We start from the raw sequence: 18831 nt of genomic DNA, 5'->3' as shown, positions 1-18831 counted from the left end.
TTCAGTCCTGTATGTCGGGGGTATCTGATCGGGCCCCGGCCGACGACCCGTCGTCCGACGCCCCCTCCGAGTCTGACGCTTTGCCCGCGAGTTTGGCGAATCGGGGATCGGCGAGCAGTTCCTCGTCGAGGTCGTCGATGAGGTCGACGTCGGGCAGCAGCGGTGCCAGATCGGGCAGCTCGGACAGGGACGCCAGCCCGAGTCGTTCGAGGAACAGGTCGGTGGTGCCGTAGGTGGTTGCGGTGGTCTGCGGCTCGGTGCCCACCTCGTTGATCAGGCCACGGGCCACCAGTGTGCGGATCACGCCGTCGACGTTGACACCGCGGATCGCGCTCACCCGGGCACGGGTGACCGGCTGGCGGTAGGCCACCACCGCGAGTGTCTCGAGCGCGGCACGGGTGAGCTTGGACCGTGCACCGTCGAGAAGGAGACGTTCGACATAGGGGGCGTAGTCGGTGCGGGTGTAGAAACGCCAGCCATCCCCGGCGAAGCGCAGGTCGATGCCGCTGCCCCGTTCGGTGAGCTCCGACGACATCCGGTTGAGCATGTCGGTGACCCGGCGCTTGTCGGAGTCGACGGCGCTCGCCAGCTCGTCGGAGGTGGCCGGGGTGTCGACGACGAGCAGCACCGCCTCCAGCGCCGCCCGCAGCGACGCGTCATCGAGGGCGATCTCGGCGGCCTCCCCCGGCTCGTCGAGTACCGCGGTGTCCTCCAGGACCACCGGCGGCTCGGAAACGACCGGTGTCTCCGGCTCGGCAGGGACACCGGGCTCGGCAGGGATGTCAGGTTCTGCGGAGTCGACGGTGTCGACGCGCGCCGACTCCCCTGCATCCGGCTCGCCGGCAACCAGGTCGCCGGCGCTCGATTCCGGGTCGTCCATCTCGGGAACCTCGTCGGTCTCGCTCACTCGTAGTCCTCCTCGGCCCGCTCGAAACTCAACTCTCCGGGGGCGCGTTCCCCGGACCAGCTCACGCGCAGATTCCCCAGCGCCTCCGGCTGATCGAAGGAGATCGCCCGCTCCCGGAACAACTCCAGCAGTCCCAGGAAGCTGCCCACCACCTCGAGCCCGGTGGCACAGTCGGCGGTGAGCTGCCGGAAGCTCAGCCAGTCATCGGGGGCTGCGCTGAGCAGCGCCGCCATCCGGCGGGCCTGCCCGGGCACCGACACCTGGTGCACGTCGTGCAGGTGGTCGAGACCCACGGTCGGGACCGGCCGCGGACGCATCGCCGCGACGGCCACCTGGGCGAACCCGTCGGCGTCGACGCCGAGTTGTACCTCCGGCAGCAGGTCGGCGTAGCGGTCCTCCAACGACACCGAGCGCGGATAGCGCTGCAGGGCGGCGGCCTCGAGCTCACCGAACAACGCCGCCACCTGTTTGTAGGCGCGGTACTGCAGCAACCGCGCGAACAGCAGGTCGCGGGCCTCCAGCAGGGCCAGATCCTCGGGATCGTCCACTTCGCCGGACGGCAGCAGTCGCGCCGCCTTGAGGTCGAGCAGGGTCGCGGCGACGACGAGGAACTCGGTGGTCTGCTCCAGGCCGAGTTCCGGCCCCATCTGTTTGGTGTAGGCGATGAAGTCGTCGGTGACCTCGTGCAACGCCACCTCGGTGACGTCCATCCGATGCTGGCTGATCAGGTTCAGCAGCAGATCGAAGGGCCCCTCGAAGTTTTTGAGTTTGACCCGGAATCCGGTCTCCTCGGCACCCTTCTGCGCCGATTCACCGTCGGCGGTCGCCGTCGGGGTATGGGTTCCCCCGGTGACCGCAGCGTCGCCCGACGGTACGGCATCTCCCGACGGCGTTGAACCGTCTGCCGGAATACCCTCTGCCGGGATACCGTCTGCCGGAATGTCGGCCGGGACGTCGGGAACCTCGTCGGTGGCCGGTTCGGTCATGCCTGCTTGACGTTGCGCGCGATCACCTCACGCGCCAGGGCACGGTATGCCTCGGCGCCGGCGGACTTGGGCGCCCACGATGTGATCGGTTCACCGGCGACGCTCGTCTCCGGGAACCGGACGGTCCGGGAGACGACGGTGTCGTACACTTTCTCGCCGAACACCTCGACCACGCGCGCCATCACCTCACGCGAATGCAGGGTGCGGGCGTCGAACATGGTGACCAGGATTCCGCCGACGTCGAGCCGCGGGTTGAGACGGTCGTGCACCTTTTCGATGGTGTCGTTGAGCAGCGCCAGCCCACGCAGGCTGAAGTACTCACACTCCATCGGGATCAGGACGGTGTCCGAGCAGGCCAGGGCGTTGACGGTGAGCAGCCCCAGCGAGGGCTGGCAGTCGATCAGCACCACGTCGTAGCGGTCGAGTACCGGATGCAATGCCCGGCCAAGGGCCTGTTCGCGGCCCACCTCGGTGACCAGCTGGATCTCCGCCGCAGACAGGTCGATGTTGCTCGGCAGCAGGTCGAGTCCGTCCACCCGGGTGCGCATCAGGACGTCGTCGGTGGCCGCATGCGGCGGCACCAGCAGGTTGTAGACGGTCTCGTCCAGCTCGTGATGAGGCACACCCAGTCCCGCCGAGAGCGCTCCCTGCGGATCGAGATCCACCAGCAGCACCCGACGGCCGTACTCGGCGAGCGCGGCTCCCAGGTTGATCGTCGACGTCGTCTTGCCGACGCCGCCCTTCTGGTTACACACCGCGATCACGGTGGCGGGGCCGTGACGCTCGAGCGGAGTGGGGACCGGCACCGCACGGTACGGCCGGCCGGTCGGCCCGATCTCGGCTTTCGGAGCTGTCTGACCAGCTTTTTCGGTCTCGTCGACACCGGTGTTCGTGGGCACCTCCAGGCGATACTGATCATCGAGACGGAACTGATCGTCGCCGGAGACGCCGTCCTGCCGTGTGGTCGGAATGCTCACAGGTGCGACGCCCCTTTCTCTGCCGGTTGTCGACGACTCGTCTCGAACCCTTGTGTCAGCCTAGTGCGTTGGCGCCGGGAACCGGCGGAGCATCGCCGTTCACCGTGCCCGCGGATGGGCAGTGGCGTAGACCTCACGCATCGTGTTGACCGTGACCAGGGTGTAGACCTGCGTGGTGGTCACCGATGCGTGCCCGAGCAGTTCCTGCACCACCCGGACGTCGGCGCCGCCGTCGAGCAGGTGGGTGGCAAAGCTGTGCCGCAGGGTGTGCGGGGAGACGCTCTGCTCGAGTCCGGCGCGTTCGGCCGCCCCGGCGAGTACCTGCCACGCCCCCTGCCGGGTGAGCCGGCCCCCGCGGGCGTTGAGGAACATCGCCGGCGTCGCGCGGGAGATCAACGAGGGCCGGCCCCGCACCAGGTAGGCGTCGAGTGCCTCCACCGCCGGACCGCCGATCGGCACCAGGCGTTCCTTACCGCCCTTGCCGTGCAACCGCACCGCACGCAGTTCGGTGTCGATGTCGTCGATGTCGAGCCCGGTGGCCTCGGAGATGCGGGCCCCGCAGCTGTAGAGCAGTTCGAGCAGAGCCCGATCCCGCAGGGCGCGTGGATGATCTCCGGCGCCCGCGGTCTCCAGGATGCGCACCACGTCGGCCACCGGCAGCGCCTTGGGCAGGCGCCGGGCGGGTGCCGGTGGCCGCACCCCGTGCGCCACGTCGTCGACGACGATTCCCTCGGCGGCGGCGAACTTGTGAAAACCTCTGGTGGCCACCAGGGTTCGCGCCACCGAGCTGTCGGCGAGCGGATCGTGGCCGGCGTCGGGATCACCGCGACGCAATGCCACCAGGAACTCCCGGACGTCGGCCTCGGACACCTCGTCGAGCCCGTCGATCCGACGGTCGGCGAGGTAGCGCCGATACCGTTCGAGGTCGCGCCCGTAGGACGCCAGGGTGTTGGCCGCGACGCCCCGCTCGACGGTGAGATGGTCCAGATAGCGCGCAACCGCATCGTCGATGCTCACGCGCGCACCCGTGGACACTCCCCTCACCCGCCGGTCGGATCCGAGCCCTCGCGGGCCTTTCGGGCGCGCAGGGCACCCGGCTCGTCCGGCCAGGGCGCCGACACCTCACGCAACGGGGCGGCGCCGCGATCGGCGGCCGCGGCCGCCAACACCCCGGCGACCGCCGTCGCGTTGACGATCTCCCCGGCGAACACCTTGGCCACCGCGTCGTCGAGGTGCACCCACTCCACGGCCATGTCGGCCTCTTCGTCGGTGCGTTCGGCCGCGGCCAGTGATGTCAGGTCGGTGGCGAGATACAGACGCAGCGCCTCGTCGGTGAAACCGGGCGAGAGCGTCAGGTCGACCAGTACCCGCCAGTGCCCGGCCGCGAGGTCGGTCTCCTCGGCCAGCTCGCGGCGTGCCGCGTCCACCGGCGACTCCCCGCCGGACTGGTCGAGCAGTCCGGCGGGCAGTTCGAGCAGACGCCGTCCCACCGGGTGGCGGTACTGACGGACCATCGCGATCCGTCCCTGCGCGTCACGGGCGACGACGGCCACCGCACCGTAGTGTTCGACCACTTCCCGTTCGGCGATCCGGCCGCCGGGCATCTCGACGTCGTCGACGCGCAGCGCCAGGATCGCGCCGGTGTACACCGTGCGCGAGTCGTGGACATCGAACCCGTGCGTGCCGGGGCCGGACGGTGCGTCGGTCAATCCTGTTCGCCCTCCTCGGCGGCGGCCACCGCAGCCACCTCGACGACGGCGTCCGGGGCGGCATCCGACGGATCGAACTCACCGAGATCAACCGGAAGACGTTCGGCTGCCTTGTATTTCAGCGAAGCGTCGATGAAGTCGCGGAACAGCGGATGCGGGCGGGTGGGCCGGCTCTTGAGCTCCGGGTGGGCCTGTGTGCCCACCAGGAACGGGTGCACCGAGGCGGGGTACTCGACGAACTCCACCAGATGTCCGTCCGGCGAGGTGCCGGAGAACTGCAGACCCGACTCGGCGATCTTGTCGCGGTAGGCGTTGTTGACCTCGTAGCGGTGGCGGTGACGCTCGGAGACGTCGGTGGTGCCGTATGCCTTGGCCACCAGCGAACCCTTGGTGAGCTTCGCCGGGTAGGCACCCAGTCGCATGGTGCCGCCCAGATCGGCCTCACCGGACACGGCGTCCTGCTGATCGGCCATGGTCGAGATCACCGGGTGCGGGGTGTCCGGGTCGAACTCGTCGGAGCTCGCGTCGGTCAGACCCACCGACCGGGCCGCCTCGATCACGATGCACTGCAGGCCCAGGCACAGCCCCAGCAGCGGGATGCCGCGGCGACGGGCATAGGAGATCGCACCGAGCTTGCCCTCGATGCCGCGGATACCGAAGCCACCGGGCACCAGGATGCCGTCGACGTCGGACAGCGCGGCCTGCGCACCGGCCTCGGTGGCGCACTCGTCGGAGGGCACCCACTTGATCTCGGCACGCGCACGCCAGGCGAAGCCGCCGGCGCGGATCGCCTCGGTCACCGACAGGTAGGCGTCGGGCAGGTCGACGTACTTGCCGACGAGCGCGATCCGCACGGTCTCGCGCGGGTCGTGCACGCGGTGCAGCAGCTCGCCCCACTCGGTCCAGTCGACGTCACGGAACGGCAGACCCAGCTTGCGCACCACGTAGGCGTCGAGCTGCTCGCTGTGCAGCACCTTGGGGATGTCGTAGATCGACGGCGCGTCCGGGGTGGAGATGACGCCTTCGACGTCGACGTCGCACATCAGCGCGATCTTCTTCTTCAGCCCCTCCGGCACGTCCCGGTCGCAGCGCAGGATCAGCGCGTCGGGCTGGATGCCGACGTTGCGCAGCGCGGCCACCGAATGCTGGGTCGGCTTGGTCTTCAGCTCCCCCGACGGCGCCAGGTAGGGCACCAGCGAGACGTGCAGGAAGAAGATGTTGTCACGGCCGACATCGTGGCGGATCTGACGGGCGGCCTCGATGAACGGCAGCGACTCGATGTCGCCGACGGTGCCACCGATCTCGGTGATCACCACATCCGGGGCGTGCCCGTCGGCGTCGGGCTCACGCATCGCGAGCACCCGCGACTTGAGTTCGTCGGTGATGTGCGGGATCACCTGCACTGTCTCACCGAGGTACTCGCCGCGACGCTCCTTGGCGATGACGGTCGAATACACCTGTCCGGTGGTCACATTCGCCGACTGCGAGAGGTTGCGGTCGAGGAACCGCTCATAGTGTCCGACGTCGAGGTCGGTCTCGGCACCGTCCTCGGTGACGAACACCTCGCCGTGCTGGAACGGATTCATCGTTCCTGGATCGACGTTCAGATACGGATCGAGCTTCTGCATCGTCACGCGGAGGCCACGTGCGGTCAGTAGCTGCCCAAGACTTGAGGCGGTCAGCCCCTTGCCGAGTGACGAGGCCACACCGCCTGTGACAAAAATATGCTTCGTGTCAGTGTTGACATGGCGAAGAGGTCGCAAAAGAAAGTCTCCCGTCGGCCGGATCAGGTCCTGAAAGCCTGCTCACCTACGGGACTCCAGCCTAACACCACCGACCCGGTTCCCTTGCCACCACACCGAGATCGGCGGCATGGGATACGTGGGGTGCGCCACTCTCCGGGTCGGCGGACCGAAGCCGATCAGGCTCCGACGGTGATCGCGGTGGCACCGGCACCGGTGCCATAAGCCCCGGTCTTGCCGTCGCTTTCCTGGTTGAGCACCAGCACCGTGGTGATCAGACCGGTCTGCTGATCGACGTCGTCGACGGTCGACACCGCGTTGCGCAACGCCGGGTCGGAGCGGATCACCGCGATCGGTGAGCCGCCACCGGCCGAGCCGGTACGGCCGACGAAGGCGCCGCCCTGGGCGCGGGCGGTCATCGCCGCGGCGAGGCGTGCGGTGACCTGTCCCTGGGCGCCGGAATCGGTCGGGAGCGCATCACCGGAGACGAACACGACCAGATCGGCCGGTTTGATCGCGTTGTCGACGTAGCTGATGAACCCGCCCTCGCGCAGGGTCTGCAATGCGGTGGTGCGGTCGTTCGTCGCGGCCGCCGGCTGACCCGCACGGTGCAGCAGTACCGTGCCGAGCAGATCACCGGCCCGCCCGCCGGAGTCGACGAGTTCGGTGCGCAGCGTGGCGCCGGCCGGGATGGTCTGGTCGACGATGGTGCGCAACTGTTCGGACTTGTCGTCGCGGATCAGGGTGTCGGTGAGGCCGATCTGCCCCCCGAAGGCCCCACCGGCGGCGGAGATCGACTCCTTGACCGCGGTGATGTCGGAGTCGGCGGCGTTCGGCGTGGTGACCACCAGGACCGTCTGACCGCGCAGCTGACCGGCGATCACCCGGGGGGCGATCGCGGCGTCGAAGCTGTTGGCGGCATTGACCTGATCGTTGAGGGCATCGCGCTCGCGCTCGAGGTCCCCGATCCGGTCACGACTGGTCCCGGTCAGCGAGTTCATCCGGTCACCGACGAAACCCGACCCCAGGAACAGTCCCAGGGCCAGTGCCAGGAACACCGCCACCAGTGAGATGACGTGCTGGCGAATCGTGATCATGCGTTACCTGTTCCAGACTCCCCGAACCCACTCGACGAGCTGGTTCCATTGCGCGACAATCCAGTCGGTGACGTCGGCACCGGCACTCGACAGCATCACCGCGGCGATCACGGCGACCAGTGCGGCCAGGACGACACAGGCGATCGCCGCGCCGGACACCCGGCTGCGGTACAGCGTCGCCACGGCCTTGGCGTCCACCAGTTTGGGGCCCACCTTGAGTCGGGTGAGGAAGGTCGACGGCGCACTCTCCCGCCGGGAACGGTCGAAGAAGTCGTCGAGGCTGCCGCCGTAGCCGACGGTGACGATCAGATCGGCGCCATGGAAGTCGGCCAGCAGCAGGGCGAGGTCGCCGGCGGATCCGGCCGCCGGGAAGGTGGTGGCACCGATGCCGAGGTCCTGGATGCGTTCGAGCCCGGGGGCGTGGCCGTCGGTGTCGGCGGGCAGCACCACCTGCGCACCGCACTTGAGGGTGGCGGCCTTCATGTCGTCGGGGTCGCCGACGATCACCGCAGGCTTGTAGCCGGCCTTGACCAGGGTGTCGGCACCCGCGCCGACGCCCACCAGCACCGGTGCGTACTCCTTGATGAACGGCTTGAGCGACTTGAGATCGGCGGCGTGGTCGAGCCCGTCGGCGACCACCACGACATGCTTGCCGACCAGCGAGACGTCGATGTCGGGCACGCCGACACCGTCGACCAGCAGCGGCGATTCGCTGCGGATGAACTCGATCGTGTTGCCGGAGAACGCCTCCAGGTGATCGACGAGGCCGGTCTTGGCGTCGATCATCATGCTCGCGATGTCGGGTTCGTCGAGGGTGATGCCCTTGGCCAGGCGCCGCTCGCCGACGAAGATGCGGTCGTCGTGCAGGCGGATCTTGGCACCGTCCTTGACCCGCTTGAACACCTCGGTGCCGACCTCGTCGAGCAGCACGATGCCCGACGCGACCAGCACCTCGGGACCGAGGTTGGGATAGCGGCCACTGATCGACGACGACGCGTTGACCACGGCGACCACATTGGCCGCCACCAGCGCGTCGGCGGTCACCCGGTCGAGGTCGACCTCGTCGAGGATCGCGATGTCCCCGGGCCCGACCCGTTCCAGCAGACGTTTGGTGTTCTTGTCGATTCTGGCGACTCCGATGACGCCAGGCAGTTCTTCGGTGTTCCGCGCGAGCAGTGCAGGCATCTTCATGCCCGCAATGATCAGCTCATCGCGACGGCAAACCCAGGAGGCGCGCCGTAACACACGCAACTTTTGTCACAGGCATCCCATCCAGAACTTGAGTCTCAGGAGTCTTTTTCTCCCTCAGCAGTGGTCAAGAGTTCCTCGGCGTGCGCCTTGCCGGTGTCGGATTCGCCCAGGCCGGCGAGCATCCGGGCCAGCTCGGCGATCCGCTCGTCGCGGTCGAGGGCGCGGACGGTGCTGGTCTGCGCGGCGCCCTTTCCGGAATGTTTGCCGATCACCAGATGGTTGTCGGCAAAGGCCGCCACCTGCGGCAGATGGGTCACCACGATCACCTGATGGGCGCGCGCCAGTCGTGCCAGGCGCCGTCCGATCTCCACCGCCGCACGACCGCCGACACCGGCGTCGACCTCGTCGAAGACCATCGCCGAACCCGAAGTCGGTTCGGCCAGAACCACTTCCAATGCCAGCATCACGCGCGAGAGCTCACCGCCGGACGCCGAGGTGGCGATCGGCAGCGGCCGGGCGCCCTTGTGCGGCACCAGCGCGAACTCGATCCGGTCGGCGCCGTCGGACCCCGCATGCGCGGGTTTGTCACCCACGGTGATGGTCAACCGGTCGTCGGCGCCCGGGGCCTCGAGTGCGACGTCGACGGCCAGGGTCGCATCCCCCATCGCCAGACCGGCCAGCTCCTTGGACACCTTCGATGCCATCGACGACGCCGCCTTGGCCCGGACGGTGTGCAGCTTGCCGGCAGCCTCGGCGACGGCGGTGCGCGCGATCTCCGAGCGTCGTTCGAGCTCGTCGATACTCGCCTGCGGGTCGTCGATCTGGGCGAGTCGCTCGGTGGACTCGTCCCGCCACGCGATCACACCGTCGATGTCGGGGGCGTACTTGCGCACCAGCGACTTGAGCTCGCCCTGACGGCTCAGCAACTGGTCGAGGGCGTCGGCATCACCGGGCAGCCCGGACAGGAAGTCGGTGAGCTCGGCGCCGATGTCGGTGACGACGGTCAGTGCCTCGCCGACGCGGCCGGCCAGTCGTTGCAGTTCGGCATCGGCGGCGCCCTCCAGGAGTGAGCGCACCTGCCCGAGTCCCTCGATCACCGATCCGGCGTCCCCGGCGATGACGTCCTGCGATCCGGCCGCGGCGGACCGGATCGATTCGAGGTCGCTGAGCCGTCGGATGGTGTCGGCGAGTTCCTCGTCCTCCCCCTGCTGGGGGTTCACCGCGTTGATCTCGTCGATGCCGAACCGCAGCCGGTCGGCCTCCTGCGCGAGATCGCGTGAGTTGGCGCGCAGGGCGTCGAGCTCGTCGAGGATGGTGACCCACTGTTCGCGGGCCTTGCGGTAGGCGGTCAGCGCGTTCTGCGCCCGACTGCCCGCGAAGGTGTCCAGGGCCGCGCGCTGACGTTCCGGACGCAGCAGGCGCAGCTGGTCGTTCTGTCCGTGGACGGTGAGCACCGAGCTGACCAGCTTGCCCAGCACACCGACCGGCACCGACCGTCCACCCAGGTGGGCGCGGGATCGGCCGTCGGCGCCGACCGTGCGGATCGCGATGACGGTGCCGTCCTCGTCGAGTTCGGCGCCGCTGGACTCAACGAGTTCGGCGATGTCGGCCGACAGCTCGCCGTCGGCGCCGACCACCCGGAATCGGCCCTCGACGGTCGCCTTGGGACTGCCCGAACGCACCCGCCCGGCGTCGGCACGCCCACCCGAGAGCAACCGCAGGCTGGTCACGATCATGGTCTTACCGGCACCGGTCTCACCGGTCAGCGCGGTGAATCCGGCGGGGAACGACGCGGACGCGGAGTCGATGACGCCGAGTCCCGCGATCGACAGTTCTTCGAGCACGCTAGGTCTGCCTCCCCCGCCAGCCGGTCACCGGCAGATCGAATTTGCGCACCAGACGATCGGCGAACGGATCGGAATCGATCCGTACCCATTGCACCGAGCGGTCGCTGCGGACCACCTCCACCCGCGCCCCGGCCGGGACGTCGAGTCGCCGGCGACCGTCACACAGCGCCACCGCGGCCCGCCCGAGTTTGTCCACCTCGACCGCGATCCGCGATCGGGGGCTGGTCACCATCGGGCGCGCGAACAGCGCATGGGCATTGCTCGGCACCACCAGGATGGCCTCGAGATCGGGCCACATCACCGGGCCGCCCGCGGAGAACGCATACGCGGTCGAGCCGGTCGGGGTGGACACCAGCACACCGTCGGCGCCGAACGCCGACACCGGCCGTCCGTCGACCTCGGTGACCAGCTCGAGTACCCCGGTGTTGGTGCGGTTGAGGATGGCGACCTCGTTGAGCGCCCAGCTGCGGAGTTGTTCACGCTCCGGCCGGGCGGGGTCGATGACGGTGACGTCGAGGGTCATACGGTGCTCGATGCGGTAGTCGCGATCGATCAGCTGACGCATCACCTCGTCGACGCGGTGGGCCTCGGCCTCGGCCAGGAACCCGATGTGGCCGAGATTGATCCCGAGGACCGGCACCCCGGCCGGATAGGCGAGTTCGGCGGCCCGCAGGAACGTGCCGTCGCCACCGAGCACGATGACGATCTCGCAGCCCTCGGCCGACTCGGCATCACCTTCGGTGACCTCCACGTCGACGCCGATCCGACGCAGCTGGTCCGGGTCGACCGGATTGCGGGTCTGACGAACCGGCGCACCGGGCAGTCCCGCCGACTGCGGATAGGCGCGGGCCTCGCTCTCCGGATCGGGATCGGGCTGGATGTCGTGATCGACCACCCGCAAGGTCACACCCGCCTCGGCACAGTGCCGGGCGATGGACGCGATGGTCTCGGTCACGACCTCCCGACCGGTGTGGGCAACCACGAGGAACTCCCGATGGTCGGTGCCGGATGCCGGTCGGGCCTCCGCTACCGATGCGTTGTCCACAGACTTCCCTTCGTCGTAGGCGGTCGTCTCCGGATCAGGCGGGGCCGTCGGCGACGGCCTGCCGGATCATCGCGAGCGTCTCCGGTTCCACTGCGGCGGTGTCGAGCACCCCCGGATCGCGGTGATCGTCCGCGCGATGATCGTCATCGCCTTCCCCGAGACCGGTACTGACGATAGCCTCCGATTCCGACAGTTCGCCGTCCGGCCGTCGCAACCAGAGGAAGTACTCCACGTTGCCCGACGGTCCCGGCAGCGGGCTGGCGGTGACGCCCCGCAACTGCAGGCCGAGTCGTCGTGCCTCGGCGACGACCTTGGCGACCGCGGCCACCCGTAGTTCCGGATCGCGCACCACGCCACCGGCGCCGACACGTTCCTTGCCGACCTCGAACTGCGGCTTGACCATGGGGATCAGATCGGCCCCCGGCCGCACGCATGCGACAAAGGCCGGCAGCACCAACGACAGCGAGATGAACGACAGGTCGGCGACCACGAGGTCGACCTCACCGCCGATGTCGGCGGCGTTCAGGTGTCGGACGTTGGTGCGGTCGTGGACATCCACGCGGGGGTCGTTCTGCAGCCGCCAGATCAGCTGGCCGTAGCCGACGTCGACGGCGACGATCTCCCGCGCGTCACGGCGCAGCAGCACATCGGTGAACCCACCGGTGGACGCCCCGGCATCCAGGCAGCGTCGGCCGCCGACGGTGAGGCCCTGCGGCTCGAACGCCTCGAGCGCACCGAGTAGTTTGTGGGCGCCCCGCGATGCCCAGTCGTCCTTGGCGGCGTCGTCGATCAGGACGATCGGGGTGTCCTTGCCGACGTTGGTCGCAGGTTTGGTCGCAACCACCCCGTTGACCTTGACCATGCCGCCGTCGACCAGCTCACGCGCCTGTTCGCGGGAGCGCGCCAGTCCACGTCGGACCAGTTCGGCATCCAGCCGGGCTCGCGCCGCCACTCAGCTACTCCTCATCGACGATCCAGTTCGGACAGGGTGGAGGTCAGCACGTCGTGGGCCTCCTCGAGCAGGTTGGTCTGCCGGGCCAGGGCGACGAGGTCGAAGCTCTCGCCGGACCCCGACTCGGTCTGTTCCGACCTGATCTGGTCGACCTGGTCGAGCAACTCCCGTACCCGGGCGGTCACCGTGGTGGCCAGCTCGGGGTCGATCTGGTGCACACCGGGTCCGGTCGGCCGCGAACCCGGCATCATCTGCGGGTTCGGACGGGGCGGAGTGGTCATGCGGTCCTCCCTGACGTCAGCGTTCGGACACCACGCCGAGTGCGGTCAGCGCCGCACCGGTCGACTCGTCGGATCCGACGACGATCAGCTCGGTCAGATCCACCGCGCCGGCATCGGCGAGCGCCCACACCGCAGCGGCCAGGGCCGGGAGCATCGACGTCGGGTCGGCCTTCGGTCCGGCGGACTCGATGGTGATGGTGTTCTTCTCGGCGCGGACCGCCCAGTCGGCGTTCGGCGCGATGCGCGCGGACTCCACCGGGGTCAGCAGACCGGCCAGATCGGCGGTGACGAAGGTCGGCCGCTGCTCCGGCGGGGCGTTCAGCAGATCCGACGCGGTGCTGACACCGGTGAGCACGAGCAGGCTGTCGAGGCCCACCGAATGCGCACCCTGGATGTCGGTGTCGAGGCGGTCGCCGATGACGAGCGGGGCGTCGGCACCGCTGCGTGCGATCGCATCGGCCATCAAGGGGGCGGCGGGCTTGCCGGCCACCAGCGGTTCCTGACCGGTCGCGTTGGCGACCGCGGCGACCAGCGAGCCGTTGCCGACCAGCAGTCCACGCTCCGACGGCAGGGTCGCGTCGACGTTGGTGGCGATCCACAGCGCCCCGGCCCGGATGGCGAGGGCCGCCTCCGACAGTTCGGCCCAGCCGGTGTCCGGGGAGTAGCCCTGGATCACCGCCGCCGGCCGGTCGTCGGCGCTGCGGGTCACCGCGATCCCGACCTCACGAACCTCCTGCACCAGTCCCTCGGAACCGAGAACCAGTGCGCGCGAGCCGGGTTCGAGATGCTCGGCGAGCAATCGCGCGCCGCTCTGCGCACTCGTCACCACCTGCTCGGGCGTGGCGGTGAAGCCCAGCTCGGTGAGGTGCTCGGCGACGGCATCGGGGCGGCGGCTCGCATTGTTGGTGACGAAGAACGTCGGCAGATCCAGCCGCTCGAGGGTCTCGGCCGCGTTGGGCACCGGGCTGTGCCCGGCGAAGACCGTCCCGTCGAGATCCAGCAGCAGTGCGTCGTATCCGGCGACGAGCGAACCCGACGGTGGACGCCGCGACTTCCGGGTCGAACGCACCGGCTCAGGGGCGGCTTCGACCACCGGTTCTGCGGCGACCTCACGCACCGGCTCTGCGGCCGGTTCGGGTACCACGACATCGGCTGTCTCGACAGCCACAGGCTTGGTCTCAACGGGCTCGGCGGAGACAGACTCAGCGGCAACAGGCTTCGTCACAACTGGCTCGCTGACAACGGGCTCAGCCGCTACAGGCTCGGCCACCGCAGGCTCCGGCTCCGCCGCCACCCGCGCGGGCGTCTGCGGTTCGGGAGATGCCGGTTCGGCCACCGGCTCTGCCACGACGCTGTCGGCTGCCGGTGCCGGAGCCACGTCCTCGTCTGCGGCGTCGGACTCGACTCCGTCGAGATCAGGAGTGCCGCCGGAGAGCTCCATGAGACGGAACTCGGCGTCGGTGGCGTCTTCGACGTCGGCGGATGCGGCGTTCATGAACCAGGTGAGGGCGTCGTCGGCACGGCCGGCGGCCTCGAGTGCGGCTGCGTACGCGTAGAAGAGACGAGCAGCGGTGGTTCCGGTACGCGCCGGTGAGAGATCCTCACGTTGCAGGGTGACGATCGCCTTCTGCGGCTCACCGAGATCCATGCGGGCGCCGGCTTCGACGATCCGCATCTCGGTGGCCTCTTCACCCGCGAGTTGCCGTCCCTCGTCGCTGCGGGCGATCTCGATGGCGCGGTCGGGGCGTCCCAGGCCGCGCTCTGCGTCGGCGATGAGCGGGAGCAGCGCAGCACTGCCGGTGATCCTGCGTGCGGCCCGGAGCTCGGAGATGGCCTCCTGCCACTCTCCCGCGGAGTAGGCGGCGATACCGGCGGTCTCACGGACCACGCCGACCCGTGTGGCCCGACGACGCGCTGCACGTGCATGTGCAAGGGCCAGCATCGGGTCCTCGTCCAGAAGCTGGGTCACCATCACCAGATGCCGGGCAACGATCTCGGCCGTGGCCTTGTCCAGCGTCAGGAGGTCGCGACGGACTGCACCGTCGAGATCCGATGCCGCCACGTCAACGGGTAGTTGCGGCTCATCGGCGCGCGGCTCCGGCCTACTGGTTCGTTCGGGCCTGCCCGAGGAGCGTTGCGGTCGTCCGGACGACCGTTCCGGTCGCCGGCCCCGATTGCGATCGCGATCGTTCATGCCTGCCAATCTATGCCCTCCACACTCGCCTCGCCGACACCACCCACGCGCCGAACCCCACTCATTCTGTGCCTCACCCATTCCGCGTCGTGGATCCGTCGTCGAATCGCGGAGAACGGCTCATCCCCGGTCATCACGTCAGCCACATTCGGACCTGAAACCAGGGGAAGGATCCTTCCCCCAGTTTCGCCACCCTCCCCGGGTTACACCACGGGGAAGAACACGAACCTCGGGGAAACACGGCTTCCCCTACTTTCAGGCACCCCAGGCAACCCCAGACACCCCTGAGGTTCAGGCACCACACCGAGGAACTCGGTCACCGTCCACCCATGTCCGACGACACTCTGCCCGCCCGACCACAACACAAAAAACACCCCAACAACGAGAAATACCCCGCAACCAAAAGGCTGCGGGGCATCCCCAAAAAATTGTTCGGCGGTGTCCTACTCTCCCACACTGACTAAAGTGCAGTACCATCGGCGCTGGCAGGCTTAGCTTCCGGGTTCGGAATGGGACCGGGCGTTTCCCCACCGCTATAGCCGCCGAAACTCTATGAAACAAACGCTCACGCGTCCGCACTATCATGCGTGCATTGTTTCAGAAGTACATAGTGGATGCGCAAAACCATCTCCATCAAACCCACTCACAAAAATGTAAGAGTGTTGTTGTAAGTCCTCGGCCGATTAGTACCAGTCACCTACACCTGTTACCAGGCTTCCAGTTCTGGCCTATCAACCCCATGATCTGTAGGGGGCCTTAACCCTTCAAGAGGGAGAGAAACCTCATCTTGGAACAGGCTTCCCGCTTAGATGCTTTCAGCGGTTATCCCTTCCGAACGTAGCCAACCAGCAATGCTCCTGGCGGAACAACTGGCACACCAGAGGTTCGTCCGTCCCGGTCCTCTCGTACTAGGGACAGGTTTCCTCAAGTTTCTAACGCGCGCGGCGGATAGAGACCGAACTGTCTCACGACGTTCTAAACCCAGCTCGCGTGCCGCTTTAATGGGCGAACAGCCCAACCCTTGGGACCTACTCCAGCCCCAGGATGCGACGAGCCGACATCGAGGTGCCAAACCATCCCGTCGATATGGACTCTTGGGGAAGATCAGCCTGTTATCCCCGGGGTACCTTTTATCCGTTGAGCGACACCACTTCCACACGTTGGTGCCGGATCACTAGTCCCGACTTTCGTCCCTGCTCGACATGTACGTCTCACAGTCAAGCTCCCTTGTGCACTTACACTCAACACCTGATTGCCAACCAGGCTGAGGGAACCTTTGGGCGCCTCCGTTACATTTTGGGAGGCAACCGCCCCAGTTAAACTACCCACCAGGCACTGTCCCTGAACCCGATCAGGGTCCGAGGTTAGAAGTCCAATACGATCAGAGTGGTATTTCAACAACGACTCCATGAACACTGGCGTGCCCACTTCACAGTCTCCCACCTATCCTACACAAACCGAACCGAACACCAATACCAAGCTATAGTGAAGGTCCCGGGGTCTTTTCGTCCTGCCGCGCGTAACGAGCATCTTTACTCGTAATGCAATTTCGCCGAGTCTGTGGTTGAGACAGCAGAGAAGTCGTTACGCCATTCGTGCAGGTCGGAACTTACCCGACAAGGAATTTCGCTACCTTAGGATGGTTATAGTTACCACCGCCGTTTACTGGGGCTTAAATTCTCAGCTTCGCGGGACGAATCCCACTAACCGGTCCTCTTAACCTTCCAGCACCGGGCAGGCGTCAGTCCGTATACATCGTCTTACGACTTCGCACGGACCTGTGTTTTTAGTAAACAGTCGCTTCTCTCTGGTCTCTGCGACCACCACCAGCTCCCACCGAAAAAGTGTTCACCAATCGTGGTCCCCCTTCTCCCGAAGTTACGGGGGCATTTTGCCGAGTTCCTTAACCACAGTTCTCTCGATCGCCTTAGTATTCTCTACCTGACCACCTGTGTTGGTTTGGGGTACGGGCCGTGTACCAACTCACTAGAGGCTTTTCTCGGCAGCATAGGATCATGGAATTCGCCACAACGGCTACGCATCACCTCTCAGGCATCATGAGTGACGGATTTACCAACCACTCGCCCTACAGGCTTACACCAGTACAACCACTCACTGGCCCCACTACCTTCCTGCGTCACCCCATCGCTTGCCTACTACCAGCCAAGGTCCCATGCAGCCCCCGCCGGCTACCCGAAGGCAGTCCATTGGGATTTGGATGGTTAGTACAACTGATTCAGCATGGGCGCGGATACACGGGTACGGGAATATCAACCCGTTGTCCATCGACTACGCCTGTCGGCCTCGCCTTAGGTCCCGACTCACCCTGGGCGGATTAGCCTGGCCCAGGAACCCTTGGTCATCCGGCGGCAGAGTTTCTCACTCTGCTTTCGCTACTCATGCCTGCATTCTCACTCCCACACCCTCCACACCTAGATCACTCCGGCGCTTCCACGGATGCAGGACGCTCCCCTACCCACCCCACCCACTACACAACCCCCCGTAGAGGATCGCGGATGTCATGGTGGAGTGCCGCGGCTTCGGCGGTGTACTTGAGCCCCGCTACATTGTCGGCGCAGGATCACTTGACCAGTGAGCTATTACGCACTCTTTCAAGGGTGGCTGCTTCTAAGCCAACCTCCTGGTTGTCTTCGCGACCCCACATCCTTTTCCACTTAGTACACGCTTAGGGGCCTTAGCCGGCGATCTGGGCTGTTTCCCTCTCGACTACGAACCTTATCGCCCGCAGTCTCACTGCCACACTCTCACTTACCGGCATTCGGAGTTTGGCTGACGTCAGTAACCTAGTAGGGCCCATCGGCCATCCAGTAGCTCTACCTCCAGTAAGAAACATGCAACGCTGCACCTAAATGCATTTCGGGGAGAACCAGCTATCACGAAGTTTGATTGGCCTTTCACCCCTACCCACAACTCATCCCCTCCATTTTCAACTGAAGTGGGTTCGGGCCTCCACAACATCTTACTGCTGCTTCACCCTGGCCATGGGTAGATCACTTCGCTTCGGGTCTAGACCCAGCGACTCAACGCCCTATTCAGACTCGCTTTCGCTACGGCTACCCCACACGGGTTAACCTCGCCACCGAGCACTAACTCGCAGGCTCATTCTTCAAAAGGCACGCCATCACCCACCACCCGAAGGTGCACAGGCTTTGACGGATTGTAAGCGTCCGGTTTCAGGTACTATTTCACTCCCCTCCCGGGGTACTTTTCACCTTTCCCTCACGGTACTAGTCCGCTATCGGTCACCAGGAAGTATTCAGGCTTACCGGGTGGTCCCGGCAGATTCACAGCAGATTCCACGAGCCCGCTGCTACTTGGGAAAACATCACGCAAGACCACACGCTTTCAGTTACCGGACTCTCACCGTCTACGGCAGACCATTCCAGGCCACTTCACCTAACATGCGATTTTCTGACTCACGTCCTGACAGGTAGATCAGGAAAGACACTCCCCACAACCCCACACACACAACCCCTACCCGGTATCACATGCGCATGGTTTAGCCTCATCCGCTTTCGCTCGCCACTACTCACGGAATCACAATTGTTTTCTCTTCCTATGGGTACTGAGATGTTTCACTTCCCCACGTTCCCCCCACACAGCCTATACATTCAGCTGGTGGTAACACGACATCACTCGTGCTGGGTTTCCCCATTCGGACACCCTCGGATCACAGCTCGTTTGACAACTCCCCGAGGACTATCGCGGCCTACCACGTCCTTCATCGGCTCCTGGTGCCAAGGCATCCACCGAACGCCCTAAAACACTTACAACAACACCTAACAACAACCCCCACACACAACAGTCACAGACCATCATCACGTGAGGACCGAAATTAGACACGTTCTTGAGAACAAACTCGAACAAAACACACAAACCAAA

The 18831-nt window shown here is 66.3% G+C and carries 13 protein-coding genes and 2 rRNA genes; all 15 read right to left on the bottom strand.

Annotation, left to right across the window (positions count from 1 at the left end):
- Position 1: 1 nt before the first annotated feature.
- The 15 genes from scpB to Q9K23_RS24220 all read right to left on the bottom strand — a co-directional run bounded on the left by scpB (position 2) and on the right by Q9K23_RS24220 (position 18722).
- A complete protein-coding gene (gene scpB, locus Q9K23_RS24290) occupies positions 2-907 on the bottom strand; it encodes an SMC-Scp complex subunit ScpB (RefSeq protein WP_020790087.1) in 906 nt (301 codons plus the stop codon).
- On the bottom strand, positions 904-1893 hold the full coding sequence (locus tag Q9K23_RS24285) for a segregation/condensation protein A (RefSeq protein ID WP_261978022.1): 990 nt from the start codon (positions 1891-1893) through the stop codon (positions 904-906). Before Q9K23_RS24285 ends, scpB begins: the two co-directional genes overlap by 4 nt.
- A complete protein-coding gene (locus Q9K23_RS24280; protein ID WP_053777980.1) occupies positions 1890-2792 on the bottom strand; it encodes a ParA family protein in 903 nt (300 codons plus the stop codon). Before Q9K23_RS24280 ends, Q9K23_RS24285 begins: the two co-directional genes overlap by 4 nt.
- A 177-nt stretch (positions 2793-2969) precedes the next feature.
- Positions 2970-3887, bottom strand: coding sequence for a site-specific tyrosine recombinase XerD (gene xerD / locus Q9K23_RS24275; RefSeq protein WP_305950313.1), 918 nt, complete (start codon positions 3885-3887; stop codon positions 2970-2972).
- A gap of 23 nt (positions 3888-3910) precedes the next feature.
- The gene (locus Q9K23_RS24270; RefSeq protein ID WP_053777963.1) at positions 3911-4579 is read right to left on the bottom strand and encodes an NUDIX hydrolase; all 669 of its coding nucleotides are present in this window, start codon (positions 4577-4579) and stop codon (positions 3911-3913) included.
- A complete protein-coding gene (locus Q9K23_RS24265) occupies positions 4576-6342 on the bottom strand; it encodes a CTP synthase (RefSeq protein ID WP_174519087.1) in 1767 nt (588 codons plus the stop codon). The genes Q9K23_RS24270 and Q9K23_RS24265 overlap by 4 nt, the downstream gene beginning before the upstream one ends.
- A gap of 158 nt (positions 6343-6500) precedes the next feature.
- Positions 6501-7418 (bottom strand): copper transporter, encoded by a 918-nt coding sequence (locus Q9K23_RS24260; protein ID WP_053777962.1) that lies wholly within the window; start codon positions 7416-7418, stop codon positions 6501-6503.
- Positions 7419-7421: 3 nt separating this feature from the next.
- Positions 7422-8609 carry a putative cytokinetic ring protein SteA gene (gene steA, locus Q9K23_RS24255; RefSeq protein WP_053777961.1) on the bottom strand — a complete coding sequence of 396 codons (1188 nt, stop codon included), beginning with the start codon at positions 8607-8609 and terminating at the stop codon, positions 7422-7424.
- Positions 8610-8704: 95 nt separating this feature from the next.
- On the bottom strand, positions 8705-10453 hold the full coding sequence (gene recN, locus Q9K23_RS24250; protein ID WP_020791002.1) for a DNA repair protein RecN: 1749 nt from the start codon (positions 10451-10453) through the stop codon (positions 8705-8707).
- A 1-nt stretch (position 10454) separates the two neighbouring features.
- Positions 10455-11501 carry an NAD kinase gene (locus Q9K23_RS24245; RefSeq protein WP_020790998.1) on the bottom strand — a complete coding sequence of 349 codons (1047 nt, stop codon included), beginning with the start codon at positions 11499-11501 and terminating at the stop codon, positions 10455-10457.
- Between the two features lie 34 nt (positions 11502-11535).
- Entirely contained in the window at positions 11536-12453 is a 918-nt protein-coding gene (locus tag Q9K23_RS24240) for a TlyA family RNA methyltransferase (protein WP_020790999.1), read from the bottom strand.
- A gap of 11 nt (positions 12454-12464) precedes the next feature.
- Entirely contained in the window at positions 12465-12734 is a 270-nt protein-coding gene (locus tag Q9K23_RS24235; RefSeq protein ID WP_020791000.1) for a hypothetical protein, read from the bottom strand.
- Between the two features lie 16 nt (positions 12735-12750).
- On the bottom strand, positions 12751-14928 hold the full coding sequence (locus Q9K23_RS24230) for an HAD-IIA family hydrolase (RefSeq protein ID WP_053777960.1): 2178 nt from the start codon (positions 14926-14928) through the stop codon (positions 12751-12753).
- A 430-nt stretch (positions 14929-15358) separates the two neighbouring features.
- Positions 15359-15475: ribosomal RNA gene (rrf, locus tag Q9K23_RS24225) — 5S ribosomal RNA — on the bottom strand.
- Between the two features lie 116 nt (positions 15476-15591).
- A 23S ribosomal RNA gene (locus tag Q9K23_RS24220) occupies positions 15592-18722 on the bottom strand.
- Positions 18723-18831: the final 109 nt, after the last annotated feature.

It is taken from the genome of Gordonia sp. NB41Y, assembly GCF_030718915.1.
Classification (GTDB): Bacteria; Actinomycetota; Actinomycetes; order Mycobacteriales; family Mycobacteriaceae; genus Gordonia; species Gordonia desulfuricans.
The sequence above is the reverse complement of the archived record's forward strand: the minus strand, read 5'-3'. Positions and strand labels throughout refer to the sequence as shown.

Bases quoted from the DNA above. Each gene is read 5' to 3' on its own strand.
- Q9K23_RS24285 (WP_261978022.1), bottom strand. From the start codon at position 1,893: ATGACCGAACCGGCCACCGACGAGGTTCCCGACGTCCCGGCCGACATT.
- Q9K23_RS24260 (WP_053777962.1), bottom strand. From the start codon at position 7,418: ATGATCACGATTCGCCAGCACGTCATCTCACTGGTGGCGGTGTTCCTG.
- steA (WP_053777961.1), bottom strand. From the start codon at position 8,609: ATGAAGATGCCTGCACTGCTCGCGCGGAACACCGAAGAACTGCCTGGC.
- Q9K23_RS24235 (WP_020791000.1), bottom strand. From the start codon at position 12,734: ATGACCACTCCGCCCCGTCCGAACCCGCAGATGATGCCGGGTTCGCGG.
- Q9K23_RS24230 (WP_053777960.1), bottom strand. From the start codon at position 14,928: ATGAACGATCGCGATCGCAATCGGGGCCGGCGACCGGAACGGTCGTCC.